At 59.7% G+C, this 21233-nt stretch carries 19 protein-coding genes and 2 tRNA genes; 2 read left to right on the top strand and 19 right to left on the bottom strand.

Annotation, left to right across the window (positions count from 1 at the left end):
* Positions 1-189 precede the first annotated feature (189 nt).
* From QP968_RS02345 to QP968_RS02260, 18 genes are all read right to left on the bottom strand, one after another.
* Positions 190-2466, bottom strand: coding sequence for a RelA/SpoT family protein (locus QP968_RS02345; RefSeq protein ID WP_284854819.1), 2277 nt, complete (start codon positions 2464-2466; stop codon positions 190-192).
* A gap of 75 nt (positions 2467-2541) precedes the next feature.
* Positions 2542-3114 (bottom strand): adenine phosphoribosyltransferase, encoded by a 573-nt coding sequence (locus tag QP968_RS02340; RefSeq protein ID WP_284854818.1) that lies wholly within the window; start codon positions 3112-3114, stop codon positions 2542-2544.
* A gap of 4 nt (positions 3115-3118) precedes the next feature.
* Positions 3119-4894, bottom strand: a complete 1776-nt coding sequence (locus tag QP968_RS02335; protein WP_284854817.1) for an ABC transporter substrate-binding protein — start codon at positions 4892-4894, stop codon at positions 3119-3121.
* A gap of 40 nt (positions 4895-4934) precedes the next feature.
* Positions 4935-6149 (bottom strand): protein translocase subunit SecF, encoded by a 1215-nt coding sequence (gene secF / locus QP968_RS02330; RefSeq protein WP_284854816.1) that lies wholly within the window; start codon positions 6147-6149, stop codon positions 4935-4937.
* A 2-nt stretch (positions 6150-6151) separates the two neighbouring features.
* Positions 6152-8074 (bottom strand): protein translocase subunit SecD, encoded by a 1923-nt coding sequence (gene secD / locus QP968_RS02325; protein WP_284854815.1) that lies wholly within the window; start codon positions 8072-8074, stop codon positions 6152-6154.
* Between the two features lie 212 nt (positions 8075-8286).
* Positions 8287-8592: a preprotein translocase subunit YajC gene (yajC, locus tag QP968_RS02320; RefSeq protein ID WP_284854814.1), complete on the bottom strand. Its 306-nt coding sequence runs from the start codon at positions 8590-8592 to the stop codon at positions 8287-8289.
* A gap of 27 nt (positions 8593-8619) precedes the next feature.
* A complete protein-coding gene (ruvB, locus tag QP968_RS02315; RefSeq protein WP_284854813.1) occupies positions 8620-9696 on the bottom strand; it encodes a Holliday junction branch migration DNA helicase RuvB in 1077 nt (358 codons plus the stop codon).
* Positions 9697-9716: 20 nt separating this feature from the next.
* The gene (gene ruvA / locus QP968_RS02310) at positions 9717-10337 is read right to left on the bottom strand and encodes a Holliday junction branch migration protein RuvA (protein WP_284854812.1); all 621 of its coding nucleotides are present in this window, start codon (positions 10335-10337) and stop codon (positions 9717-9719) included.
* Between the two features lie 8 nt (positions 10338-10345).
* Positions 10346-10918: a crossover junction endodeoxyribonuclease RuvC gene (gene ruvC, locus QP968_RS02305; protein WP_284854811.1), complete on the bottom strand. Its 573-nt coding sequence runs from the start codon at positions 10916-10918 to the stop codon at positions 10346-10348.
* Between the two features lie 109 nt (positions 10919-11027).
* A complete protein-coding gene (locus QP968_RS02300; protein ID WP_284854810.1) occupies positions 11028-11783 on the bottom strand; it encodes a YebC/PmpR family DNA-binding transcriptional regulator in 756 nt (251 codons plus the stop codon).
* Between the two features lie 77 nt (positions 11784-11860).
* A complete protein-coding gene (locus tag QP968_RS02295; protein WP_284854809.1) occupies positions 11861-12709 on the bottom strand; it encodes an acyl-CoA thioesterase in 849 nt (282 codons plus the stop codon).
* A 41-nt stretch (positions 12710-12750) separates the two neighbouring features.
* The gene (locus QP968_RS02290) at positions 12751-13047 is read right to left on the bottom strand and encodes a hypothetical protein (RefSeq protein WP_284854808.1); all 297 of its coding nucleotides are present in this window, start codon (positions 13045-13047) and stop codon (positions 12751-12753) included.
* A complete protein-coding gene (locus QP968_RS02285; RefSeq protein ID WP_284854837.1) occupies positions 13044-14132 on the bottom strand; it encodes a glycosyltransferase family 4 protein in 1089 nt (362 codons plus the stop codon). The genes QP968_RS02290 and QP968_RS02285 overlap by 4 nt, the downstream gene beginning before the upstream one ends.
* Before the next feature lie 7 nt (positions 14133-14139).
* On the bottom strand, positions 14140-15039 hold the full coding sequence (locus QP968_RS02280) for a phosphatidylinositol mannoside acyltransferase (protein WP_284854807.1): 900 nt from the start codon (positions 15037-15039) through the stop codon (positions 14140-14142).
* Positions 15026-15685 carry a phosphatidylinositol phosphate synthase gene (gene pgsA, locus QP968_RS02275; protein ID WP_284854806.1) on the bottom strand — a complete coding sequence of 220 codons (660 nt, stop codon included), beginning with the start codon at positions 15683-15685 and terminating at the stop codon, positions 15026-15028. Before pgsA ends, QP968_RS02280 begins: the two co-directional genes overlap by 14 nt.
* The gene (locus QP968_RS02270) at positions 15678-16292 is read right to left on the bottom strand and encodes an ATP adenylyltransferase (protein WP_284854805.1); all 615 of its coding nucleotides are present in this window, start codon (positions 16290-16292) and stop codon (positions 15678-15680) included. The genes pgsA and QP968_RS02270 overlap by 8 nt, the downstream gene beginning before the upstream one ends.
* The gene (gene thrS, locus QP968_RS02265) at positions 16249-18315 is read right to left on the bottom strand and encodes a threonine--tRNA ligase (RefSeq protein WP_284854804.1); all 2067 of its coding nucleotides are present in this window, start codon (positions 18313-18315) and stop codon (positions 16249-16251) included. The genes QP968_RS02270 and thrS overlap by 44 nt, the downstream gene beginning before the upstream one ends.
* A gap of 146 nt (positions 18316-18461) precedes the next feature.
* Positions 18462-19037: a copper resistance CopC family protein gene (locus QP968_RS02260; RefSeq protein WP_284854803.1), complete on the bottom strand. Its 576-nt coding sequence runs from the start codon at positions 19035-19037 to the stop codon at positions 18462-18464.
* A 118-nt stretch (positions 19038-19155) separates the two neighbouring features.
* On the opposite strand from QP968_RS02260, the gene QP968_RS02255 reads away from it, so the two are divergent.
* Entirely contained in the window at positions 19156-20637 is a 1482-nt protein-coding gene (locus QP968_RS02255; RefSeq protein WP_284854802.1) for an MFS transporter, read from the top strand.
* Between the two features lie 227 nt (positions 20638-20864).
* On the opposite strand, the gene QP968_RS02250 is transcribed toward QP968_RS02255, so the two are convergent.
* Positions 20865-20936: transfer RNA gene (locus QP968_RS02250), tRNA-Val, on the bottom strand.
* A gap of 221 nt (positions 20937-21157) precedes the next feature.
* Between QP968_RS02250 and QP968_RS02245 the strand changes: the two genes are divergently transcribed.
* Positions 21158-21233: transfer RNA gene (locus QP968_RS02245), tRNA-Gly, on the top strand.

Raw genomic sequence — 21233 nt, 5'->3', positions numbered from 1 at the left:
CGAGCCTCCGCTACCGGATACTCACTCAGGCGCTACCAGATACTCACCACACCGCTACCATTTCAGTCTTCTAAACAATTAGGGAGCACGGTGAAATAGGGGACAGAGGTACAGCTGTCATGGCTGGTGCGCGTGTGGCAACAGGTGCGGAACGCGCGCGACTGGGATAGTGCGAGCGAGGGAGGCCAGCTAGGCCGTGACGCGGTAGACGTCGAAAACACCCTCGATGTTGCGGATCTGGTTCATCAGTGTGCCAAGTTGCTTGGTGTCAGAGACTTGGAAGGTGAAGCGGACGGTGGCAATGTGGTCGTCGCCGCAGTGGTGGTTGAAGGCAACGACGGGCAGCTTCTGGTCATTGAGCACGCGGGTGAGTTCCGCCAGCAGGCCTTGCTTGTCCAAGGCCTCGAGTTGCATGGTGGCCATGGAGGCGCCGTGGTGGGAGCCGCGGTCCCAGGAGACGTCGATAAGCCGGGCAGATTCTTGGCGGAGCTTGTCGGCGTTGGTGCAGTCGGAGCGGTGGACGGAGACGCCCCCGCCACGGGTGACAAAACCAAAGATGTCATCGCCGGGAACGGGGAGGCAGCAGCGTGCAAGCTTGGCCATGACGTCCGGAGAGCCTTCGACGAGGATGCCCGGTCCGTCCGTGCGCGTGGGCGTTTTCACCATTTCGGAGAATGGTGCGCGGGAGGTCAAGGCATCAACGGCGTCATCCTCATCGCCGAACATGTCCATGAGCATGCTGACAACATGCTTCGCGGAGACATTGCCAGCGCCGATGGCGGTGTACAGCCCATCAACGCCCTCATAGCCGAGCTGGGTAGCCACCTTGTTCATGGATTCGGCGGTGAAGAGGCGGTGCAATGGCAGGCCACCACGCTGCACCTCCGCAGCCAGGGCGTCACGGCCGGCTTCCAAGTGCTCTTCGCGGCGCTCTTTAGCAAACCACTGGCGGATCTTCGTCCGCGCGCGGGGTGAGACAACGAACTCCTGCCAATCGCGGGACGGGCCGGCGTTGCTGTCCTTGGATGTGAAGACCTCTACCCTGTCGCCCGACTTCAGCGTGGACTCCAGTGCGACGAGTTTGCCGTTGACCTTCGCGCCGATGCAGCGGTGGCCGACCTCCGTGTGCACGGCGTAGGCAAAGTCCACTGGAGTGGAGCCAGCAGGAAGGTTGATCACGTCACCCTTCGGGGTGAAACAGAAGATCTGAGCCGATGTCAGGTCATAGCGCAGTGAGTCGAGGAACTCGTTGGGGTCCGCTGCTTCCTTCTGCCAGTCAAGTAGCTGACGCATCCACGTCATCTGGTCAATCTCAGCCTGGTCGCCCTTGTGGGACCCCTTGGTTTCCTTGTACCGCCAGTGCGCAGCAACACCGAATTCGGCATTGTAGTGCATCTCGTGTGTGCGCACCTGGATTTCCAGCGGGCGGCCAGAGTGGTTCATCACCGTGGTGTGCAGTGACTGGTACACGCCGAAGCGGGGGTTGGAAATGTAGTCCTTGAACCGTCCCGGCATCGCGTAGTACATCGAGTGGACTACGCCGATCGCGGCATAGCAGTCGCTGACGGTGTCCACCAGAACGCGGATGCCTACAAGGTCAAAGATCTCCGCAAAGTCACGTCCGCGCACCGCCATCTTCTGGTAGATCGACCAGTAGTGTTTCGGGCGGCCCATGACGTCCGCTTTGATGCCATTGGCTTTGAGCTCGTTGTGGATCTCAGTGGTGATCTCCTTGAGCGCCCGATCACGTGAGGGAGCACGCTCCGCGACAAGGCGGACGATCTCCTCGTACTTCTTCGGATACAGGATGGCAAAGGCCAAATCTTCGAGTTCCCACTTCACCGTGGCCATGCCCAGGCGGTGTGCCAGTGGCGCGATCACCTCAAGCGTTTCGCGCGCCTTTTTCTCCTGCTTCTCTGGTGGCAGGAAGCGCATGGTGCGCATGTTGTGCAGGCGATCCGCAACCTTGATCACCAGCACGCGCGGGTCCTGTGCCATGGCCACGACCATTTTGCGGATCGTTTCTGCCTCGGCAGCAGTGCCAAAGGCGACCTTGTCCAGTTTGGTCACACCGTCCACAAGACGGGCCACCTCCGGCCCAAAATCGGCAGTGAGGTCATCCAGGGAGTAGTCGGTGTCCTCCACCGTGTCATGCAGCAACGCGGCGATGACGGTGGTGGTATCCATGCCGATTTCAGCGCAGATGGTGGCCACTGCCAAAGGGTGCGTGATGTACGGGTCCCCGGACTTGCGGCTCACTCCCTCGTGCAGGCGCTCAGCCGTGTCATACGCACGGGAAATATCTTCCACGCCACTACGCGGGTGGTATTTGCGGTGGATAGACAGCAACGGCTCCAAAACCGGATTGGACCGCGGTCGACCACCGGTGAGGGACCGCGCGAGGCGGGCGGAAACACTGCGCACGGACGTCCCGGAACGACGTTGCGGCCTATCGTGGGACGTCACTTACAGCTCCTCCAAGTTCCAGGGGCGAACACTTCCGATTAGTGTACTCAGGCCCCTCCGAATATGAACGGGTTTCTACTCCCCTTTGTTCAGCACTACCAAAGGCAGATCAGCAAGGCGCTCCCGGCCACCCAGGCCCTCCACCTCAAGTACGACTACGCAACCGCAGACGGTTCCGCCAGCACGGTGGATAAGGTCACGGGCGGCCATGAGGGTGCCCCCGGTGGCCAAGACATCGTCGACAAGCACGACACGCTTACCTTCGAGCTGCATGCCCTCGGCTGGGATCTCCAACGCGGCTTCGCCGTACTCCAGCGAGTACTCCTCACGGATGACGGGTGGCGGAAGCTTGCCCTTCTTGCGGATAGCCAAAATGCCCACGCCCATATCAAAGGCCACCGCGGAGCCCAGCAAGAAACCTCGCGCGTCTAGGCCACCAATCATGTCAGCGCCGAGTTCCCGGCATGCGGCGGATAATTCACTAATCACAACGTTAAGCGCATCCTTGTCCGCGAGCACTGGGGTGAGATCCTCAAAGAGCACGCCCTTCTCTGGAAAGTCCTGGACATAGCGCGTCTTCGCGGCAAGAGCCTCACGCGCGGTACGGAAGGTTGCGTTGTTGCTTGAGAGCTGGTCGGGGTGTGTCACGGTTCTAAGAGCCGACTTTCTTGTTGCGAGTGGTGGCCCGAGGAACCTGCCAACGGTCCATGTTCCAGCCAATTCCTACGGGGCCAGTGTAAACGACGACATTTTGAATGTTCTTATCCACAATGAAGGTGCGTGGTTGAGCAGATAGTGGGATGGAAGGCAGCTCATCCCACAGGCGTTGTTCCTCTGAGCGCAGGGACTGCAGCTCTTCGGAACGGGACACGGAGGTCTCATACTCCACCATCGGGTCAACGGCACCGAGATATGCGTCCACCATCTCTTTGTTGGGGTTGTGCTCATTCACAGGGTGCTCCTCGGTGAGCAGGTCACCGCGGGTCTTGCCGTTGCCGGTGGCATCAATCACTGTGATTCCTGCTGGTTCGCAGGATTTCCGGATGGCTTCCACCATCGCGGCGTAGCGCTTGCTGGGCGCAAGGTAGCCAATGCGCAACTCCAGGCCCGCAGCGGCCTTCGCACCCTCAATGTCCACCGTGAGATGCGGCTGCGCAATATCGCCGAGGTGGCGCGTCATCGGGTCATTGTGGTTCAGCACGTGGACAGGAGATGCTGGAAGCTCGATGCCTGCAATGCTTGACGACGCCTCCGCCACCCCCTGATTATCCACACACTTCGACAACGCCTGGCGGTTCTCTTTCATCGCCCATGGACCAGAATCAGCAAAGATGAGCGTGTCCGTCATCTCCCCGATCACGGTTTGCAGTTCTTGGTGTGCTTCTGGCGCAGACGGGTCAACGGACTCCTTAGCGCTGCCCGTGGACTTTCCGTCGGAGGCGTCCGCAGTGGAGTCGCCTGCTACAGCGTCATCGGCGTTTCCGCCTTCATCTGGGTCAGGTGCGGCGTTGTACCACTCGGGGTTGTGATCGTCCAGGTCTCCTACCATGAGCGCGCCCGCTGCCTGGAGTTCTGCGGTGTCCTTGGAGGAAGGCCACACGACGATCCTCTCCACCCCGGGCGCATCCCCGTAGTACGTCTCATTGGCAATGAGGGTGACTTCCCCTTCCTCCCCCACCGAGTCGATCTTGTAGGGGCCGAAGGAGACCTGCAGTTCCGGATCAAACTCCGCCAAACTAAAGCCGTAGCGCCATACTTGTGCGGCACGCGCCAGCACATCCGGATCGGAGGTCTCAAGCGCCTGTGTCAACTGGGATGTTTCCATCCCCAGCTTCTTTGCCACGGCATGCGCCGGCAGCACAGTGCCCGCACCGAAGAGCTCACGCCAACGGCCGCCCTTGCCTTCCTCAAACACCACGGTGAATTCCTTGGCGCCGGGTGCACAGTCCACACGAGCCACCTGCTGCATCTGTGGGAGGTGCGAGGAGAAGATGCGCGGGTTCGAACCAGCCACGAAAGCCAACTTGTAGTCATCACACGTCACCGGCACGCCGTCGGAGAACACGGCCTCATCAGTGAGCGTGTAAATAATTTGGCGTTGGGGCCCCGGCAGAACCTGGGTGTGCACCAAATCGGTGTTAGGAATCCGCTGGCCAGACGGCCCCGGAATGAAGGCACCGGGGAAGATACGACCGGACAGTCGCTGCATCTTCATCGAATCGCCCAGATTCGTTGCAGCATTCGTGGTCACCAGCGGCACCGGCAGCTGGTAGCCGAAGGAATCCAAAGCACCTGATGCAGATGCACCATCCCTGCCCGAGGAGCAGCCAGCGAGCACCAGCGCAGTGGCCACAGTCATGGCTGCCACCGCGTTGATGCGCTTGAAGCTCAGACGGTTAGTACGCCTGGTTTTTCGTTGTTTCCACACGGTCGATCCTTCCCCACACCTAGACTTCTGGCTCCGGCTCTTAGCCTCGGGTTGGACGCCAAGTAGTGGTCACGGAGGATTCTGAGGCCGCGTCCTCATCATTCGTCTCAACCTCAGCAGTTCCAGCTGGAACGGAGACGGTGCGCTTGACATCCTTCGTGCCGGAAGCCTCATCATCGCTGGAGATACCGGCCCGGAAGTCAGCCACTTCCTGGTTGTGCTTCTTGTATGGCTTTTGCATGTTGGTCAGCGTGACCAACAAAGAGGTAGCCAGGAACAGAGAGGAGATCACGCCTTCCACAACGCCGATGAGCTGAATCATCGCCAGATCCTGCAGCGTACCCACACCCAGCAGCCACACTGCCACGATCATCAGCGCGATAATCGGCAGAGCAGAAATAACCGAAGTGGAAATAGAACGCATCAGAGTCTCATTGACAGCCAGGTTCGCTTCCTCCGCATACGTGGAGCGCCGCGAATCAAGCACGCCTTCTGTGTTTTCCTTCACCTTGTCAAACACAATCACCGTGTCGTACAGGGAGAAGGTCAGCACCGTCAGCAGACCAATGATCATTGCCGGGGTGACTTCAAGGCCGAAGAGGGCGTAAATGCCTAGGATCACTACACCGTCGAAAAGCAATGCGACCATCGCGGCGATAGCCATGTTGCGCTGCAAGCGCACGGCAACATACACGGCCGCGGCGATGAGGAAGATAACCATGGACAGGATCATGCGCTCTGTAATCGTGGAACCCCACGACTCAGACACCGTCGAATCACCAATCGCATCCGGGGTGGCATTTCCGTCAGCGTCCTTAGGCTCGTGGGCCTTGTAGATGGCCTCACGGGCGGTGTCGATCTGCTCTTGGGTCAACAGCTCAGAGTTGATCTCCAACGTGCGCGAATCACCGGCACCGACGATTTGCGTCAGCTCCGGAGTCACACCAGTGGCTTCAACAAAGGTGTCCTCAACTTGCTCAACCACAAGGTCACCGGCGGGCATGCTCATCTTCGTGCCGCCCTCAAAATCAATGCCCAGGTTGAATCCGCGCAGCGCAATCGCCGCGATAGAAATCACCAACAACACAACGGAGATGGTGTACCACAGCTTGGAGCGACCAATGAAGTCAATCGCACCCTTGCCTTCGTACAGGCGCTCAATACCAGTCGCGCGGTGCTCCTCAGCGTTGATGTTGCCCGCGGCTGTGTCTGCACCAACCGGGTCCGATTGTTTGGAGTTCATGGAGGTACTCACAGTTAGTTCTCCTTCGTCTCGGTTGCGGTTGCAGGTTCATCGGCCTTAGCAGCGTGACGACGACTCCGCGTCCGCCCCACCGCCTCCGGGTTCAGCCGTCCCGCCTCGAATGCCTTAGCCATGCCGTTGACAGCTGGCTTGCTCCAGAATTTCTTACGGGAAGCCAGAATCATGATCGGTGCGGTGACCAGGAAGGTGACCAGCAGGTCGAAGATCGTTGTCAGGCCCATGGTGAAGGCGAAGCCCTTGACCTCACCGACGGCGAGGAAGTAAATCACCACAGCACCGATCAAGGTGACAAAGTTACCGGTGATAATCGTGTCCTTCGCGCGCTCCCAACCGTTGAGGGTGGCCGAGCGGAATGTTCTGCCACGACGCACCTCATCTTTCACGCGCTCGTACAGAACGACGAAGGAGTCTGCAGTAGTACCGATACCGATGATCAGACCAGCCACACCGGACAGATCCAGCGTGTACCCAATCCAGCGGCCCAGCAGCACAAGCGCACCGTAGACCAGCAGGCCAGCACACAGCAGCGTAAAGAGCGAGATCAGGCCGTACAGGCGGTAGTAGAAGAACACGAATGCTGCCACGAGCGCCAAGCCCACCAGGCCAGCGATGATGCCTGCCTTGAGCGAGGCGATACCCAGTGACGGCGGAACCGTCGTTGCGGTGCCACCCGGCTCACCGTTCTCACCGGCGAAGGACAGTGGCAGTGCACCGTAACGCAGGTTGTTAGCCAGGTTCTCTGCCTCTTCCTGAGTGAACTGACCTGTGATCGACGTTGCAGAGCCCACCGGAGTCGGCGACTGAATCTGCGGCGCCGAGATCACCTGGGAGTCCAACGTGATGGCAATCTGCTGGCCCACCATCGCGGATGTCAGCGCCGCCCACGTGGAGGAGCCGTTGTGCTCACCGGCCTGGCTGAAGGCGAAGCTGATCTCCATCTGGCTCGTCTGCGAGTTGAAACCGCCGGTGATCGGACGGTCCGTATCAATCTCACTACCCGTCAATCGCGGACCGTTCGGATCTTCCACGCCCTGCAGCAGTGGCACAGGGTCGAGCAACATCGGTGAACCTGTGTTGGAATCACACGCAACGAGCGGCTTTGCCGGATCATCCGTACCAGCCAACGGATCAGCCGGCGCTGGTGCCTCCGGCGTGGCCGGCTGGCACTTCATCAAAAACGCAGCAGCCTGAAGCGCAGTTGGGTCCTCAGACTGACGGTCATCACGCAGCATCGCGGTGGCTTCCTGGCGGAAGTCCGCGGCCTCCAGCGAGTTCTCCGGCTCAGCCTTCGGCTGTGCTGTGATCTCCGGGGTAGTAATCTTCCCCGGCAGCTGGACTGCCTGAGCGTCTTCGCCGTCCTCTACAGCGTCCTTCTGGGCATCAATCTGCTGGTTGAAACCATCCGCAAACGTGGTCACAGCAGTCTTTGCTTCCTCCGGAGAGATAATGCGGTACTCAACCCAACGGTTAGCCATCTCCCCCAGCACCTTCGGGAAGGCTTCCTGGTCAACCTGACCAGCAGACTGAGACACTGGGCGGAACAGCAACTGGGAGGTCTGCCCGATGTTGCGCACCTCAGACGTATCCTCACCAGCCACCGTGATCACCAATGTGTTGCCGTCAACGACCACGGAGGCACCCGAGACGCCCATGCCGTTCACACGGTTTTCCAGAATGGTGCGGGCTTGGTTCAACTGGTCCGTTGTGGGCTCCTCACCCTGCGGGACGAGGGTCACACGGGTACCGCCCTGAAGGTCAATACCCAACTTGGGGCTCGCCTGCCTATCGCCCGTAAAAAAGACGAGAGCGTAAGTAGCAATGAGGACAAGCGCGAAAAGCGCAAGTGCCCGTGCCGGCCACTCCTTCTTCGATGCGCCTTCGCGCGAAGTCCGCTTCGATGTTTTCTTCGAAGTCACGTACAAGATCTCCTGATAACCTGCTGCGTCCACCTGGCTTTACCAGCCATTGACTCAACAGCGATGAATTCAAATGGTGTTTATTCACTTATGCCCAACACGAGGGCACAAGGTCCAAAAAATGATGGTACGTCATGCACCCGGAAATAATTAAGCCCAACCTGCTTTTCTCAGCAGGTTGGAACTAACTGGAATAAGTCAGAGCTCGATGATTATTCGTCGTCCTTCTGCTCTTGCAGGTCTTCGATCGTCGGCTCAACCCGCTTTCTGATGAGCTTGTACACACCGACGCGCTCCATGGTCACCACCACACCAGGGGCGATCTCCAGGTCCACGGTTTCCTCATCGCCCGCCATAACCGTGCCATGAAAGCCGGAAACGCTGATGATTTTGTCTCCCGGCACGATGGAGGACTGCAGCTGCTTCGCCTCTTCCACGCGCTTGCGGTGAGAGCGCGACATGATCAACGTCGGCAGGGCGAAAAGAGCAAAAATAAAGAGGAGAAGAAGAATTTCCATAGACACAATTCTTACATACAACGGTAACTACAGCAGGTGCAGCTGTCCCGGCGCCTCTGGCGGGGGTGTCATACCCAAGTGATGCCAGGCTGCAGCTGTGGCAACGCGCCCCCTGCCGGTACGCGCCATCAGCCCTGCACGCACCAAGTAAGGTTCACACACTTCCTCCACAGTGGACGGTTCCTCCCCTACCGCGATGGCCAACGTGCTCACTCCAACGGGGCCACCACCGTGGGATTTGATCAGCGTTTCCAGGACGGCTCGGTCTAGTCGATCAAGGCCAAGCTCATCGACGTCAAAGACTTCTAACGCCTCACTTGCCGCTTGTACTGTGACGCGCCCGTCACCATTGACTTCTGCCCAGTCGCGCACGCGGCGCAACAAACGGTTCGCAATACGCGGTGTGCCACGGGAACGGGAGCCGATCTCCACCGCCGCATCATGGTCAATTTCCACGCCCAAGATGGATGCCGCACGGGTGATCACGCGGGTGAGATCATCGACGTCATAGAACTCCATCTGTGCTGTGAAGCCGAAGCGGTCACGCAGCGGGCCGGTGAGCATACCGGCCCGCGTTGTTGCACCGACGAGAGTAAACGGTGGGATCTCCAGCGGAATAGACGTTGCTCCGGGGCCCTTGCCCACGATCACATCAATCCGGAAATCCTCCATGGCCATGTAGAGCATTTCTTCGGCAGGGCGTGCGATGCGGTGGATCTCGTCGATAAAAAGCACATCGCCTTCCATCAAGTTGGACAGCATTGCTGCCAAGTCCCCTGCACGCTCAAGGGCCGGGCCCGAAGTCATGCGCAGTGAGGTGCCCAACTCCTGGGCCACGATCATCGCCATCGTCGTTTTACCCAAACCCGGTGGGCCGGACAACAGAATGTGATCCGGCGTCACACTGCGCTTCTTCGCCCCTTCCAGCACTAGGCCGAGCTGCTGCCGAACCTTTGGCTGACCAATGAACTCATCAATAGATTTCGGGCGCAGTGACTTCTCGTAGTCGCGTTCTTCTGTCTGCTCATTCGCATCAATCGGCGAATTCACTTGTCGCGCCAATTCTGGCGGCAACTCAAACTCTGTCTTTTCCACATCAGACATCAGTCACTGCACCTCCTCTTCTATTTCTTCCCCAAACGGTTCAGCGCCGCGCGCAGCAAAGTAGAGGAATCCGCCTCTGGGTCTTCCTCGATCACAGCTCCAACTGCGGTGCGTGCGCCCTTCTCTGGGAAGCCGAGGCCAACGAGTGCTTCCACCACCTGCTCCGTAGCAAAGGAACCGCTCGCGGTGGCTGGTGCTGCATCGGTACTCGCGACACCAGTTGCCTCCGGCGTGGCATAGACGCCCTTCAGCTTGTCCTTGAGTTCAAGGATCAAACGATCCGCCATCTTCTTGCCCACACCGGGAATTGCCTGGATTGCCTTCGAATCACCCGCGGTGATGTGGCCGGCCAGTTCGGCTGGTTCGAAGACGGAGAGCGACGCCATGGCCAGCTTCGGGCCAAGACCCGTCACGGTGGTCAGCCGGTGGAACATGCTGCGCCCATCATCATCAGTGAACCCATACAGAGTCATGCTGTCCTCTTTGACCACCATCGAAGTCAGCACACGCGCGTTCTCCCCACGCACCAGCCGACCCAGGGTCGGCGGAGTAGCCAGGAAGCGGTACCCCACCCCGGAGCACTCAATCACCGCATGGTCGAGCCCAATGGAGATCACTTCACCGTTGAGAGAATTAATCATGGTTTCACTTAAGCCTTTCCATTCACGGGGTTGCGCAGAGATGATGCCGCGCCCTGGGGGGCAAGAGCAGCTGCGGCAGCACCACGGGCGAGCAAGGGCGCACGCCAGCAGTGGCACACGGCAATCGCCAAAGCATCAGCCGCGTCTGCTGGTTTGGGTGGTGCGGACAGGCCCAGGATGCGCGTGATCATCGCCGTCATCTGTTTCTTGTCCGCGCGGCCGTTGCCGGAGATAGCCTTCTTCACCTCAGACGGGGTGTACATATACACCGGGATATCGCGTTCCGCAGCAGCGAGCACCATCACGCCGACAGCATGGGCAGTCTGCATCACGGTGGACACATTGCCGCGCTCAAAGATGCGTTCCATCGCCACCACGTCCGGCTTGTAGTCATCCATCCATTCGGCAACAGCATGAGAAAGACGCAACAAACGATGAGCTAGCTCCGCATCCGACGGTGTGCGCACAACACCCACCGCCACCGGGATAACCTGTCGTCCCTTGCCGGCCTGAATCACAGACAGGCCACACCGGGTCAAGCCCGGGTCAATGCCCATCACGCGCAGGCCCTCAAGGTTCATGGTTCCCCTTTGCTACCCCGACCTTCGGAGTCACACATTTGTTCTACCACAAGAACACGAACACCCGGCCTCCCACGCGGAAGACCGGGTATCTGCATACGGCAATGGGCTACTCGTTAGCCAACGCCTCAGCCACCTCATCCGACATCGTCATGTTGGTGTACACGTTCTGGACATCGTCGGCGTCCTCCAATGCGTCGATAAGCTTCTCAAGCTTCCTCGCACCGTCTAGATCCAGATCAACCTCAACGGAGGCGCGGAAGTCCTGGTCCGTCTCCTCAACCTCGATGCCTGCTTCCTTGAGCGCGTCACGCACAGCGTGAAGATCCGTTGCTTCGGAGACGACCTCAAAGTGCTCACCCAGGTCATTAACCTCCTCGGCGCCGGCCTCAAGCACAGCCATGAGCACATCGTCCTCAGTCAGGTCACCCTTGACCACGGTGTTCACACCCTTACGGCTGAACATGTAGCCAACGGAACCTGACTCGCCCAAGTTGCCACCGTTCTTCGTCATCGCGGTACGGACCTCAGTGGCAGCACGGTTACGGTTATCCGTCAGGCACTGAATGAGCATGGCAACACCGTTCGGGCCGTAGCCCTCATACGTGATGTCCTCCCAGTCGGAACCGCCAGCTTCCTCGCCGGAGCCACGCTTACGGGCACGCTCGATGTTGTCCTTCGGCACAGAAGCTTTCTGGGCCTTGCGGATCATGTCATCGAGAGTTGGGTTGCCCGCCGGGTCACCACCGCCAGTACGAGCCGCGACCTCGATGTCCTTAATCAGCTTCGCCCACAACTTGGAGCGCTTCGCGTCATTCGCAGCTTTCTTGTGCTTGGTAGTAGCCCATTTTGAGTGGCCTGCCATGCGCCATCTCCCCTTTCCTCTGGCTAAAGTGTCGGCTGCCTAGTATACGCCGACCCTCTCAGCCGGTTTTTGCGCCACTACTCAAAGGCGACTTTGCCCTCAGCCAACGTGCGGGTGAGGCCTTCCTGCACCACCATCGCAACCAGGTTACCGTGGGAGTCAAAAATGCGGCCCTGGGTCAGTGCGCGACCACCGTGGGCTGATGGGGATACCTGGTCATAGAGCATCCACTCATCCGCACGGAATGGGCGCAGGAACCACATCGCGTGGTCAAGGGAGGCCATTTGCACCTTGTGGTCACGGTGCGGAACCAGCGCTGAGTGCAGCAGCGTCAGGTCAGACATGTACGCCAGTGTGCAGATGTGGAAGGTCTGATCATCCGGCAGTTCATTGCGGGACTTAAACCACACTACCTGCTGGCTAGGCGTGTACGGGTTGTGGGCAAAATCATTGTCCGGCACAATGCGCACGTCCCAGTCTTTGGCCCACATGGAGAAGAACTTCAAAGGGCCACCGGTTTGCTCAAGCGGGATGACATCTTCTGGTGGCGGCACTTCACGCATCTTGTCGGAGTGTTCAATGCCCACATCGTTGGTGATATGGAAGCTGGCTTCGAGGGAGAAAATCGTCTCCCCATCCTGGATCGCGTGCACAAGACGGGTGGCAAAACTACGGCCATCGCGCACGCGGTCCACCATAAAAATGGTGTCCTGGTCGGATTTACCTGGCCGAATGAAGTAACTGTGCAACGAGTGGACAACCTTGTCCGCATCCACCGTCTTCGTTGCTGCGGACAGACTTTGCGCTGCCACCTGGCCACCATAGGTGCGCTGGAGCCCACTAAATACACCTTTACCGCGGAAGATATTGGTGTCTAGCTGCTCCAGGTTCAAAAGTTCATCGATCTTGGGTACATCAAAATCCATGAAACATAACCATAGCGCGAGGCCAATGAATCTGGGCGACCTTAGGCAAATGGATAGAACTCCGGCAGTGGCGCCGTACCGGCCAGACGCAGCATCCGAATGATCGGCCGAAGCCTCAGCCGGCGCGTGTCAGCCACCGCATTGTTGTAAAACCGCACGGCCAGGTCGTGGCGGCGCTGGCTTCTCGAGGGTGCGCTGATGAGCACTTCATCGAGCGCGCGGCGGGCGCGATCCACGCGGATATGAAGGCGATCAAGCCGCTGAGCGGTAAACATTGCCCACAGACCTAGGGCCGCGAGGAGAAGAAGCACAATCGAGATCACTATCGGCGCACTCATTGGCTCTCACCGCCCATCGCTGTGATGTATACGTCCATGACCTCAGCGGATACGTGCTCCCAGTCATACAGCTCGGCGCGTTTCATTCCCGCAGCGACGAGCGCAGAACGGGCCTTCCGGTCACGCACGAGACGATCCAGAACCTCAGCGAGGGCGCGGGCATCCCCCACGGGGAAGAGCATGCCTGCTGGTTGCTCTGCCTCCGCATCACAGACAGCTGCAAAAGCTTCCAGGTCACTGGCCACCACAGCACAGCCCGCCGCCATTGCCTCCACGAGGACAATGCCGAAAGATTCACCGCCCGTGTTCGGCGCAACATATATATCCGCGCTGTTCAGAATCGCCGCTTTGTCCTCATCGCTCACGCGCCCCACAAAATCGACACCAGGCGTGTCCGTATGCTCGCCCCCGCCGATCACGGTCACGCGCGGCGAGGTCTCCATCATCTCCAGCGCAGAAAGAAGGGTGGGAAGGCCTTTGCGGGGTTCGTCGATACGCCCCAGAAAAACGATGTGCGAATGCTTATCGACGCCCCTCCGGCCCCCAACCTTCATCCTTGCCGTATCCACCCCGTTGGGAATGAGCACCGGGTCGCCGCCGAGCTGTTCCACCTGCCAGCGGCGCGACATCTCACTGACGGAGATACCAGCCTGAATTCTTTCCAGCAGGGGCCGGAGGAACGGACGGGCGATGGTGAGTGCCAGCGATTTCGATGCTGAGGCGTGGTAAGTGGCCACCACCGGTTCGCGGGCAAGCATGAGCGTGATGAGCGACAGGCTCGGCGCGTTGGGTTCATGGATGTGCACCACATCGAATTGGCCACGCTGCAGGAAATCCCGCACGGCACGGAAAGCGCGTGGCCCGAAGGACAGACGGGCGGTGGATCCGTTGTAGCTCAGCGCTACTGCTGGGCCAGACAAGGTGACGTAGCTGGGCAAATCTTGCTCGCGCGCTAGCTGCGTCCCTGGGCCGAGAACTTCAACGCGATGCCCGGCTTCAGTAAAAACGCGGGCAAGATCCAAGATGTGTGCTTGGACGCCGCCGGGATAATCAAAGGAATACGGGCACACCATGCCAATACGCATCGCGGAATCACCTGCCCCGCCGCTGATGCGGCCACACTGGTTGGAGCGCATGCCAATCCGCCGGGTGTGCTGCGATGTTAGCGGCAAAGAGATCTGCCACCCGTTGCGTTGTCTGCTCGAGGTCCGTGACTTCGAGCGGCCCGGAGCAGCTCAATCCCCACCCCGGCGCGCGGGTGGTTCCGGTGAACCAGGAGTGGGCGACGTGGAGGCTTGCGCCTGTTTCCATGGCCAGCTTCGCCGGCCCTGCGGGAAAGGTTGTGGGTTCCCCGAAGAAGGTGACGGGTACCCCGCGTGGTGTCATGTCGCGTTCTCCCATGAGGCATACGACACCCCCTGCTTGCACGACTTTTTTGAGGCGCTGGAACGGCGGTGTCTCCTCACCCGTTGTTGCGAGAACTTCAAAGCCAAGGGATTCGCGGTAGTCCACGAAGGCATTGAAAAGCACCTCCGGCTTGAGGCGTTCCGCGACAGTGGCGAATCCGCCATACCTGCCCACAAGCCACATTCCCGCCATGTCCCAGTTACCCGAGTGCGGCAGGGTGATCACCATGCCTTTGCCACTGTTCACCGCGGCATCCACGTGTTCGCGTCCGATGAGAGCATCATCCAACGTGGCCATGAGTTCTGGCTTGCCAGCGATAGCTGGCAGCCGGAAAGCCTCCAACCAGTAACGGGCATAGGAGCGCATGGAGGCACGCACTAACTCCTGAGTGACATTCTCCGCACCCACGACGTGGGTGAGATTCCGCCGAAGCATGTCCGCACCGCGCCCACGGTCGGAGGCGATATCAGCCCCCGTATTGAACAGGGCTGCTGCCATGCCATAAGGCATGTGACGCACGAGTTTCCACCCCGCCATGTAACCGGCGGCGACTAGGGATTCCTTCACGGCTTTACTCGCCTGCATTTGCGGGATCCGGCGCGCCCTTAGGTGGCGCAATCCGCGTGGATGCCTTCGGGTCGCGGGAGGCAAGGACGAGACGCTGCACCACAGTCACGGCAGACCCCACTGCCAGTACCCACAGCGCAACAACTACCGCATTGGGCACACCCACCCCCTGCAGGAACAAACCCACCAAGGCGATAATGATCCGTTCGGCGCGCTCGATGAGCCCACCATTAACCGTCAGCCCACCTGCCTCCGCACGTGCCTTGATGTAACTGATCACCTGCGACAGCACCAGGACAATGAGACACACAACCACCGCTGAAGGATGTGCCTGCTCGGTGTAGATCAACCACACGGCAATTGCCCCGAACAGCGCACCATCGGTCAACCGATCACAGCTGGCATCCAAGGTCGCGCCAAAAGCAGTACCACCCCCGCGCATCCGCGCCATCGTCCCATCGATGAGGTCCATGGCAGCAAACAGCGCGGTGAGCGCCGTCGCCCAGATCAAGTGGTCACTAGGAATAAGCAGAACCAGGGCCGTCATCGTGGCCACTGTGCCGGCCACCGTCACCATGTTCGGTGTCAAACCAATCCGGAGCAGTGCTCTCGCCACCGAATCCACCACCACCGCGATGGGGCGGCGAGCCCGCGCGCTAAACATTCGCCTCCCCCTCGACAATCTCAGCCCACGCCTGTGCCAACAATGCGCGCGTGTCCCTCAGTAGCTGTGGCAGCACCTTCGTTCCCCCAATCACGGTCATGAAATTGGAATCCCCCGCCCACCGCGGAACCACATGCAGATGCAGATGGTCCCCAACAGACCCGCCCGAAGCCTTTCCCAGATTCAACCCAACGTTGATGGCCTCCGGCCGGGACACGCGCTTTAAAGTGCGCACAGCGAGTTTGGCAAAGGCCATGAGTTCGGCCGTCTCTTCGTCGTCAAGCAATTCAAGCTCTGCGACCTTGCGGTAGGGCACGACCATGAGATGGCCAGCGTTGTAGGGGTACAAATTGAGCAGCGCGTAGACCGTTTTGCCGCGGGAGATAATCAGCCCATCCTCGTCCGAGAGCTGTGGTGCCGCGAGGAATGGATCCTTGTTGGCCCGCTCCTCCGGTGTCGCCGAAATGTAGTTCGACCGGTACGGCGCCCACAAGCGCACAAGACGATCGGGCTCGCCCACGCCTTGATCAACGTAGTCCTGCCCGTTCGTGCCCTGGGAGGCGTTATCCGCGCCGGGCTGCAATGGCTTCCTCGCTCGGCTGTTCATTGATATGCTCCTCCACCCAGGCGGTAATCAGGTTGATTGCCTCATCCACAGGCACACCATTGACCTGGGTGCCATCGAGGAAGCGGAAGCTCACCGCATTGGCCTCAACATCTCGCGCACCGGCCAGAAGCATGAACGGAACCTTGCCGGTGGTGTGGGTGCGAATCTTCTTCTGCATACGGTCATCAGAGTGATCCACCTCTGCGCGCAGCCCGCGTGCACGCAGCTGGGCGACAACCTCATCCAGGTGGCCAGCAAACTCATCAGCGACAGGAATGCCCACCACCTGGTGCGGCGCCAACCACGTCGGGAACGCACCAGCATAGTGCTCCAGAAGCACACCGAAGAAACGCTCAATAGATCCGAACAGAGCACGGTGGATCATCACTGGACGCTTCTTCGAACCATCCGGGGAGGTGTACTCCAGGTTGAAGCGCTCCGGCAGGTTGAAATCAAGCTGCACCGTGGACATCTGCCAGGTACGGCCAATCGCATCGCGCGCCTGCACCGAAATCTTCGGGCCGTAGAAGGCAGCACCCGCCGGGTCCGGAACAAGCTCCAGGCCAGACTTGGTGGCCACGGATTCCAGGATGTTGGTGGAACGCTCCCAGATCTCATCATCACCGATGTACTTCTCCGGGTCCTTGGTGGACAGCTCCAGGTAAAAATCATCCAGGCCGTAGTCCTGCAGGAGGGAGATGATGAACTCCAGCACGTCCGTCAGCTCCTGCTCAAGCTGCTCCTCGGTGCAGTAAATGTGCGCGTCATCCTGCGTGAAACCGCGCGCACGGGTCAGGCCGTGAACCACGCCGGACTTCTCGTAGCGGTACACGGTGCCGAACTCGAACAGGCGCAGTGGCAGCTCACGGTAAGAACGGCCACGGGAATCGAAGATGAGGTTGTGCATCGGGCAGTTCATCGGCTTGGTGTAGTAATCCACCGGCTGCTTCGTGCAGTTGCCTTCCTCATCCCATTCACCGTCGAGCTGCATGGGCGGGAACATGCCGTCGGCGTACCAATCCAGGTGGCCAGACTGCTGGAACAGGTCCCCCTTGGTCACGTGCGGGGTGTTCACAAACGAGTAGCCCGCCTCCAAGTGGCGTTTGCGGGAATGGTTCTCCATTTCCATGCGCACGATGCCACCGTCCGGGTGGAAGACAGGTAGGCCGGAACCAACCTGGTCTGGGAAGGAGAACAAGTCCATCTCCGTACCCAGGCGGCGGTGGTCACGCTTCTCCGCCTCCGCCAGCATGTGCTGGTACTCGTCGAGCTTCTCCTTGGACTCCCATGCGGTGCCGTAGATGCGCTGCAGGCCAGCGTTGGACTGGTCGCCGCGCCAGTACGCGGCAGACGAACGCGTCAGGGCGAAAGCCGGAATGTACTTGGTGGTAGGCACGTGCGGGCCACGGCACAGGTCGTGCCACACAACCTCATTGGTGCGCGGGTTGACGTTGTCATAGTGCGTCAGATCGCCGGCGCCCACCTCCGTCGCCTCATCCGAGTTGGGGTCCACGGAGCCCTTGTCCTGGATCAGCTCAAGCTTGTACGGCTCATCCTTTAGATCCTCAGCCGCCTCTTCCGCCGAGCTATACACACCGCGGACGAACTTCTGGCCCTGTTTGATGATCTTCTTCATCCGCCGCTCTAGCGACTTCAGATCCTCAGGGGTGAACGGCTCCTTGACGTCGAAGTCGTAGTAGAACCCATCATTGATGGCCGGACCGATGCCCAACTTCGCATCCGGGAACTCTTCCTGCACTGCCTGCGCCAACACGTGCGCGCAGGAGTGGCGGATGACGCTGCGCCCCAGCTCCGTGTTCGCTGCCACCGGAGTGAAGCTGGCGGTTGACTCCGGCACGTGCGAGAGGTCCTTCAAATTACCTTCAGCATCCTGGACGCAAACGATGGCCTCATCGCCCTTGTTAGGCAACTCCAGTTCCCTCATCGCCGCGCCAACAGGCGTGCCTGCCGGGACCTCAAACGGGTCGTGGATCAGTGCAGTTGGGGCAATCCCGGTGGACATAAGCTATTCAGCGCTCCTTTTGCGCTCACGCGTGGGCGGCATACCTGGCCGCGCCCGCTGGTTTGTTCTGGGTGTTGCTCCGCGCGCGCCACATGAGCCCGGCACGGGCACTGCGGGTGATCTTACTCCGGTTATCCCCTTAGTTGTCAGTCACGGTTGGTCTTGCCCTGACCATTGCGCTGACGTTGCCCCAGCAGCGCAATGACGGCTCCGCCGACAAGCACGACACCGAAGAGAATCCACACCCAGATGTAGCCGCCAATGATGTCTTGGGGCTCGTCGGCATTCTGCTGCGCCTTATCCGGCTTCCCTTCGCCCTCATCACTGGCTTCAGCTTCCACAGTCGTCCCGGGGGGCTGGTAAGTAAATTGCGTCATGCCCTTGGTTGCGTGTCCATCAGACGACGTGATTTGAAAGCCGATGCGGTACTGGCCGGGCTCCGGGTCGAGCCCTTCCGGCACGTCAATGCTCACGTTTTGCCGGTCCACTGTGGGTTCCCCACTGAACAGCACTTCATTCGTGTCCATGCGGGACAGGGCGATGGTGTTGAAGCCGTCTCGCGGGATGCCGGAGAAAACCAGCACGAGTTCGGTGGGAAACTCCGTCACTATTGCGTCAACTCCCGGATCAGCATCGATCACGGAGTCATGCGCCAGTGCAGCCGGCGCGCCAGCCACGGAAAGGATCGCTGCCGCCATCGCTGCGGCGAGTTTCTTCTTCACTGTGGTCCAGCTCTCTTTCGCTTATCGACGTCTCACTTGCCACCACGCTAGCCTCCCCGCCACCGCGATTGCACCTCTTGGTGTGACAAATGTCTGCTCAAGAGGGTAGGTTGACCGCGTGAATTCCCCTAAAAATCCGTCAAGCAACACCCCCGCCAGCGCAAACCGCTGGCCCTTTTTCGCCGTTGTATCACTGGGCCTGCTTATGGTCGCCCTGGATAACTCGATCCTGTACACGGCTCTACCCGCACTTGATGAGCAGTTGGGGGCCTCCGCTACCGAATCCCTGTGGATCATCAACGCTTACCCGCTGGTGATCACCGGCCTACTCCTGGGCACCGGCACCCTGGGCGACCGGATTGGCCACCGGCTGATGTTCATGATCGGCCTGGTCATCTTCGGCTTTGCTTCCCTTGCCGCGGCGTTCTCCCCCACCCCGCTGGCCCTCATCATTGCCCGTGCCTTCTTGGGCGCCGGCGCCGCCACAATGCTGCCCGCCACCCTCGCCCTAGTGAACCAAATCTTTCCTGAAGAACGGGAACGCAACGTGGCTATGAGTATCTGGGTTTCCGCCGCAGTTCTAGGCGCCGCACTTGGCCCCGTGGTCGGTGGTCTTCTTCTGGAGTTCTTCTGGTGGGGTTCCGTCTTCCTCATCAACGTCCCCGTTGTCATCCTCACCTTCCTCCTCACCATCCTCATCGGACCGAAAAACAAGCCGAATCCGGCGAAGAAATGGGACGTTTTCTCCTCCATCTACGCCCTGTTCGCACTGTCCGGCCTCACCATGGTGATCAAGGAAACAGCACGCCTGGACACCAACGTGACCATCCTGGCCATCGCTGTCGCCGTCATGCTGTTCGGCGCCTTCATGTTCGCTCGCCGACAGAAGAAGCTGCCGGAACCGCTTCTCACCTTCGACATCTTTAAAAACCCCATCTTCGCTGGTGGCGCAATCACAGCAGTTGGTGCCATGTTCGTGGTCATCGGCCTAGAGATGACCACCACTCAGCGCCTTCAGCTTGTGGACGGCTTCACCCCCTTCCACGCCGGCCTCACCATCGGCGTCGTCGGTGTGGTTGCCCTGCCCCTCTCCATCGCCGGTGGTGCTATCTTGCACCGCGTTGGCTTCCGCACCATCGTCTGCAGCGGCTTCGCCGCCTGCGTCGTCGGCGCACTCGTGTCCTGGTGGGGCTCGAACCTGGACAGCTTTCCTATCTTCCTCGCTGGTTTCATGATCCTTGGCGCCGGCGCCAACTTCGCCATGTCTGTCTCCTCCATCGCCATCATCGGCGCTGCCCCCGCCGAACGCTCCGGTATGGCAGCTAGCGTGGAAGAAGTTTCCTACGAATTCGGCACCCTCATCACCGTTGCCGTCTCCGGCACAATGCTGACCTCCCTCCTCCTCGCCTTCCTCCCTGAGGACATCGCCCACCTAGGCATGGACGCCGTATTCAACCCCGCCACCCGTGACGCCGCCGCTCCCGCCTACGCACGCGCCCACGAAGCCGTCGTCGCCTTCCAGGCCCTTGCCGCTGCCGTCCTCTGCGGCATTACCGCATGGTGCTTCCGCGGAAACCCGAAATCCGCGTTGAACTCTTAGCCCCTTGCAGCCGGAAGGCGCCTTCCCGCGGTGCAAAATATTACATTTCAGCTACAACTACCAGCGGATAGAAACCTTCTGCCAGGGTCTTTACCTGAGGCGATTTTTCGCCATGTAATTTTTCACACCCGCCCATTGAAGGTAGGCGACCAAAGACACTCCAGACGGCCAAACCCGGGGTGGATCAACACGAAAAGTCCGCCGAACATACGGCGGACTTTGATTTGTGGTCCTAGCTGGGATCGAACCAGCGACCTTTCCGGTGTGAACGGAACGCTCTTCCACTGAGCCATAGGACCATTGCGTTTTAAACGCGAGGGATACATTAACACCAGGTTGCCAAAAGGCCATAATCGGGGTGGCGTGAATAGCCATGAGGACCAATGAACAGCACTCCTACAATCCAGTGACCACGAAGAATGTGAGTTACAAGGGGGCGATTTGTCCTTGGGGTAGCGGACAGATTAAAGTCTTGAACCGCACAACTTCACAAAGAGCAACACTTTTGAAGTGAGTGTGTGCGGATGTAGCGCAGTTGGTAGCGCATCACCTTGCCAAGGTGAGGGTCGCGAGTTCGAGTCTCGTCATCCGCTCCA

Source organism: Corynebacterium sp. MSK041, from assembly GCF_030232265.1.
In the GTDB taxonomy this organism is placed as follows: Bacteria; Actinomycetota; Actinomycetes; order Mycobacteriales; family Mycobacteriaceae; genus Corynebacterium.
Note: the sequence above shows the minus strand (reverse complement) of the source record. Positions and strands in the feature narration are given on the sequence as shown.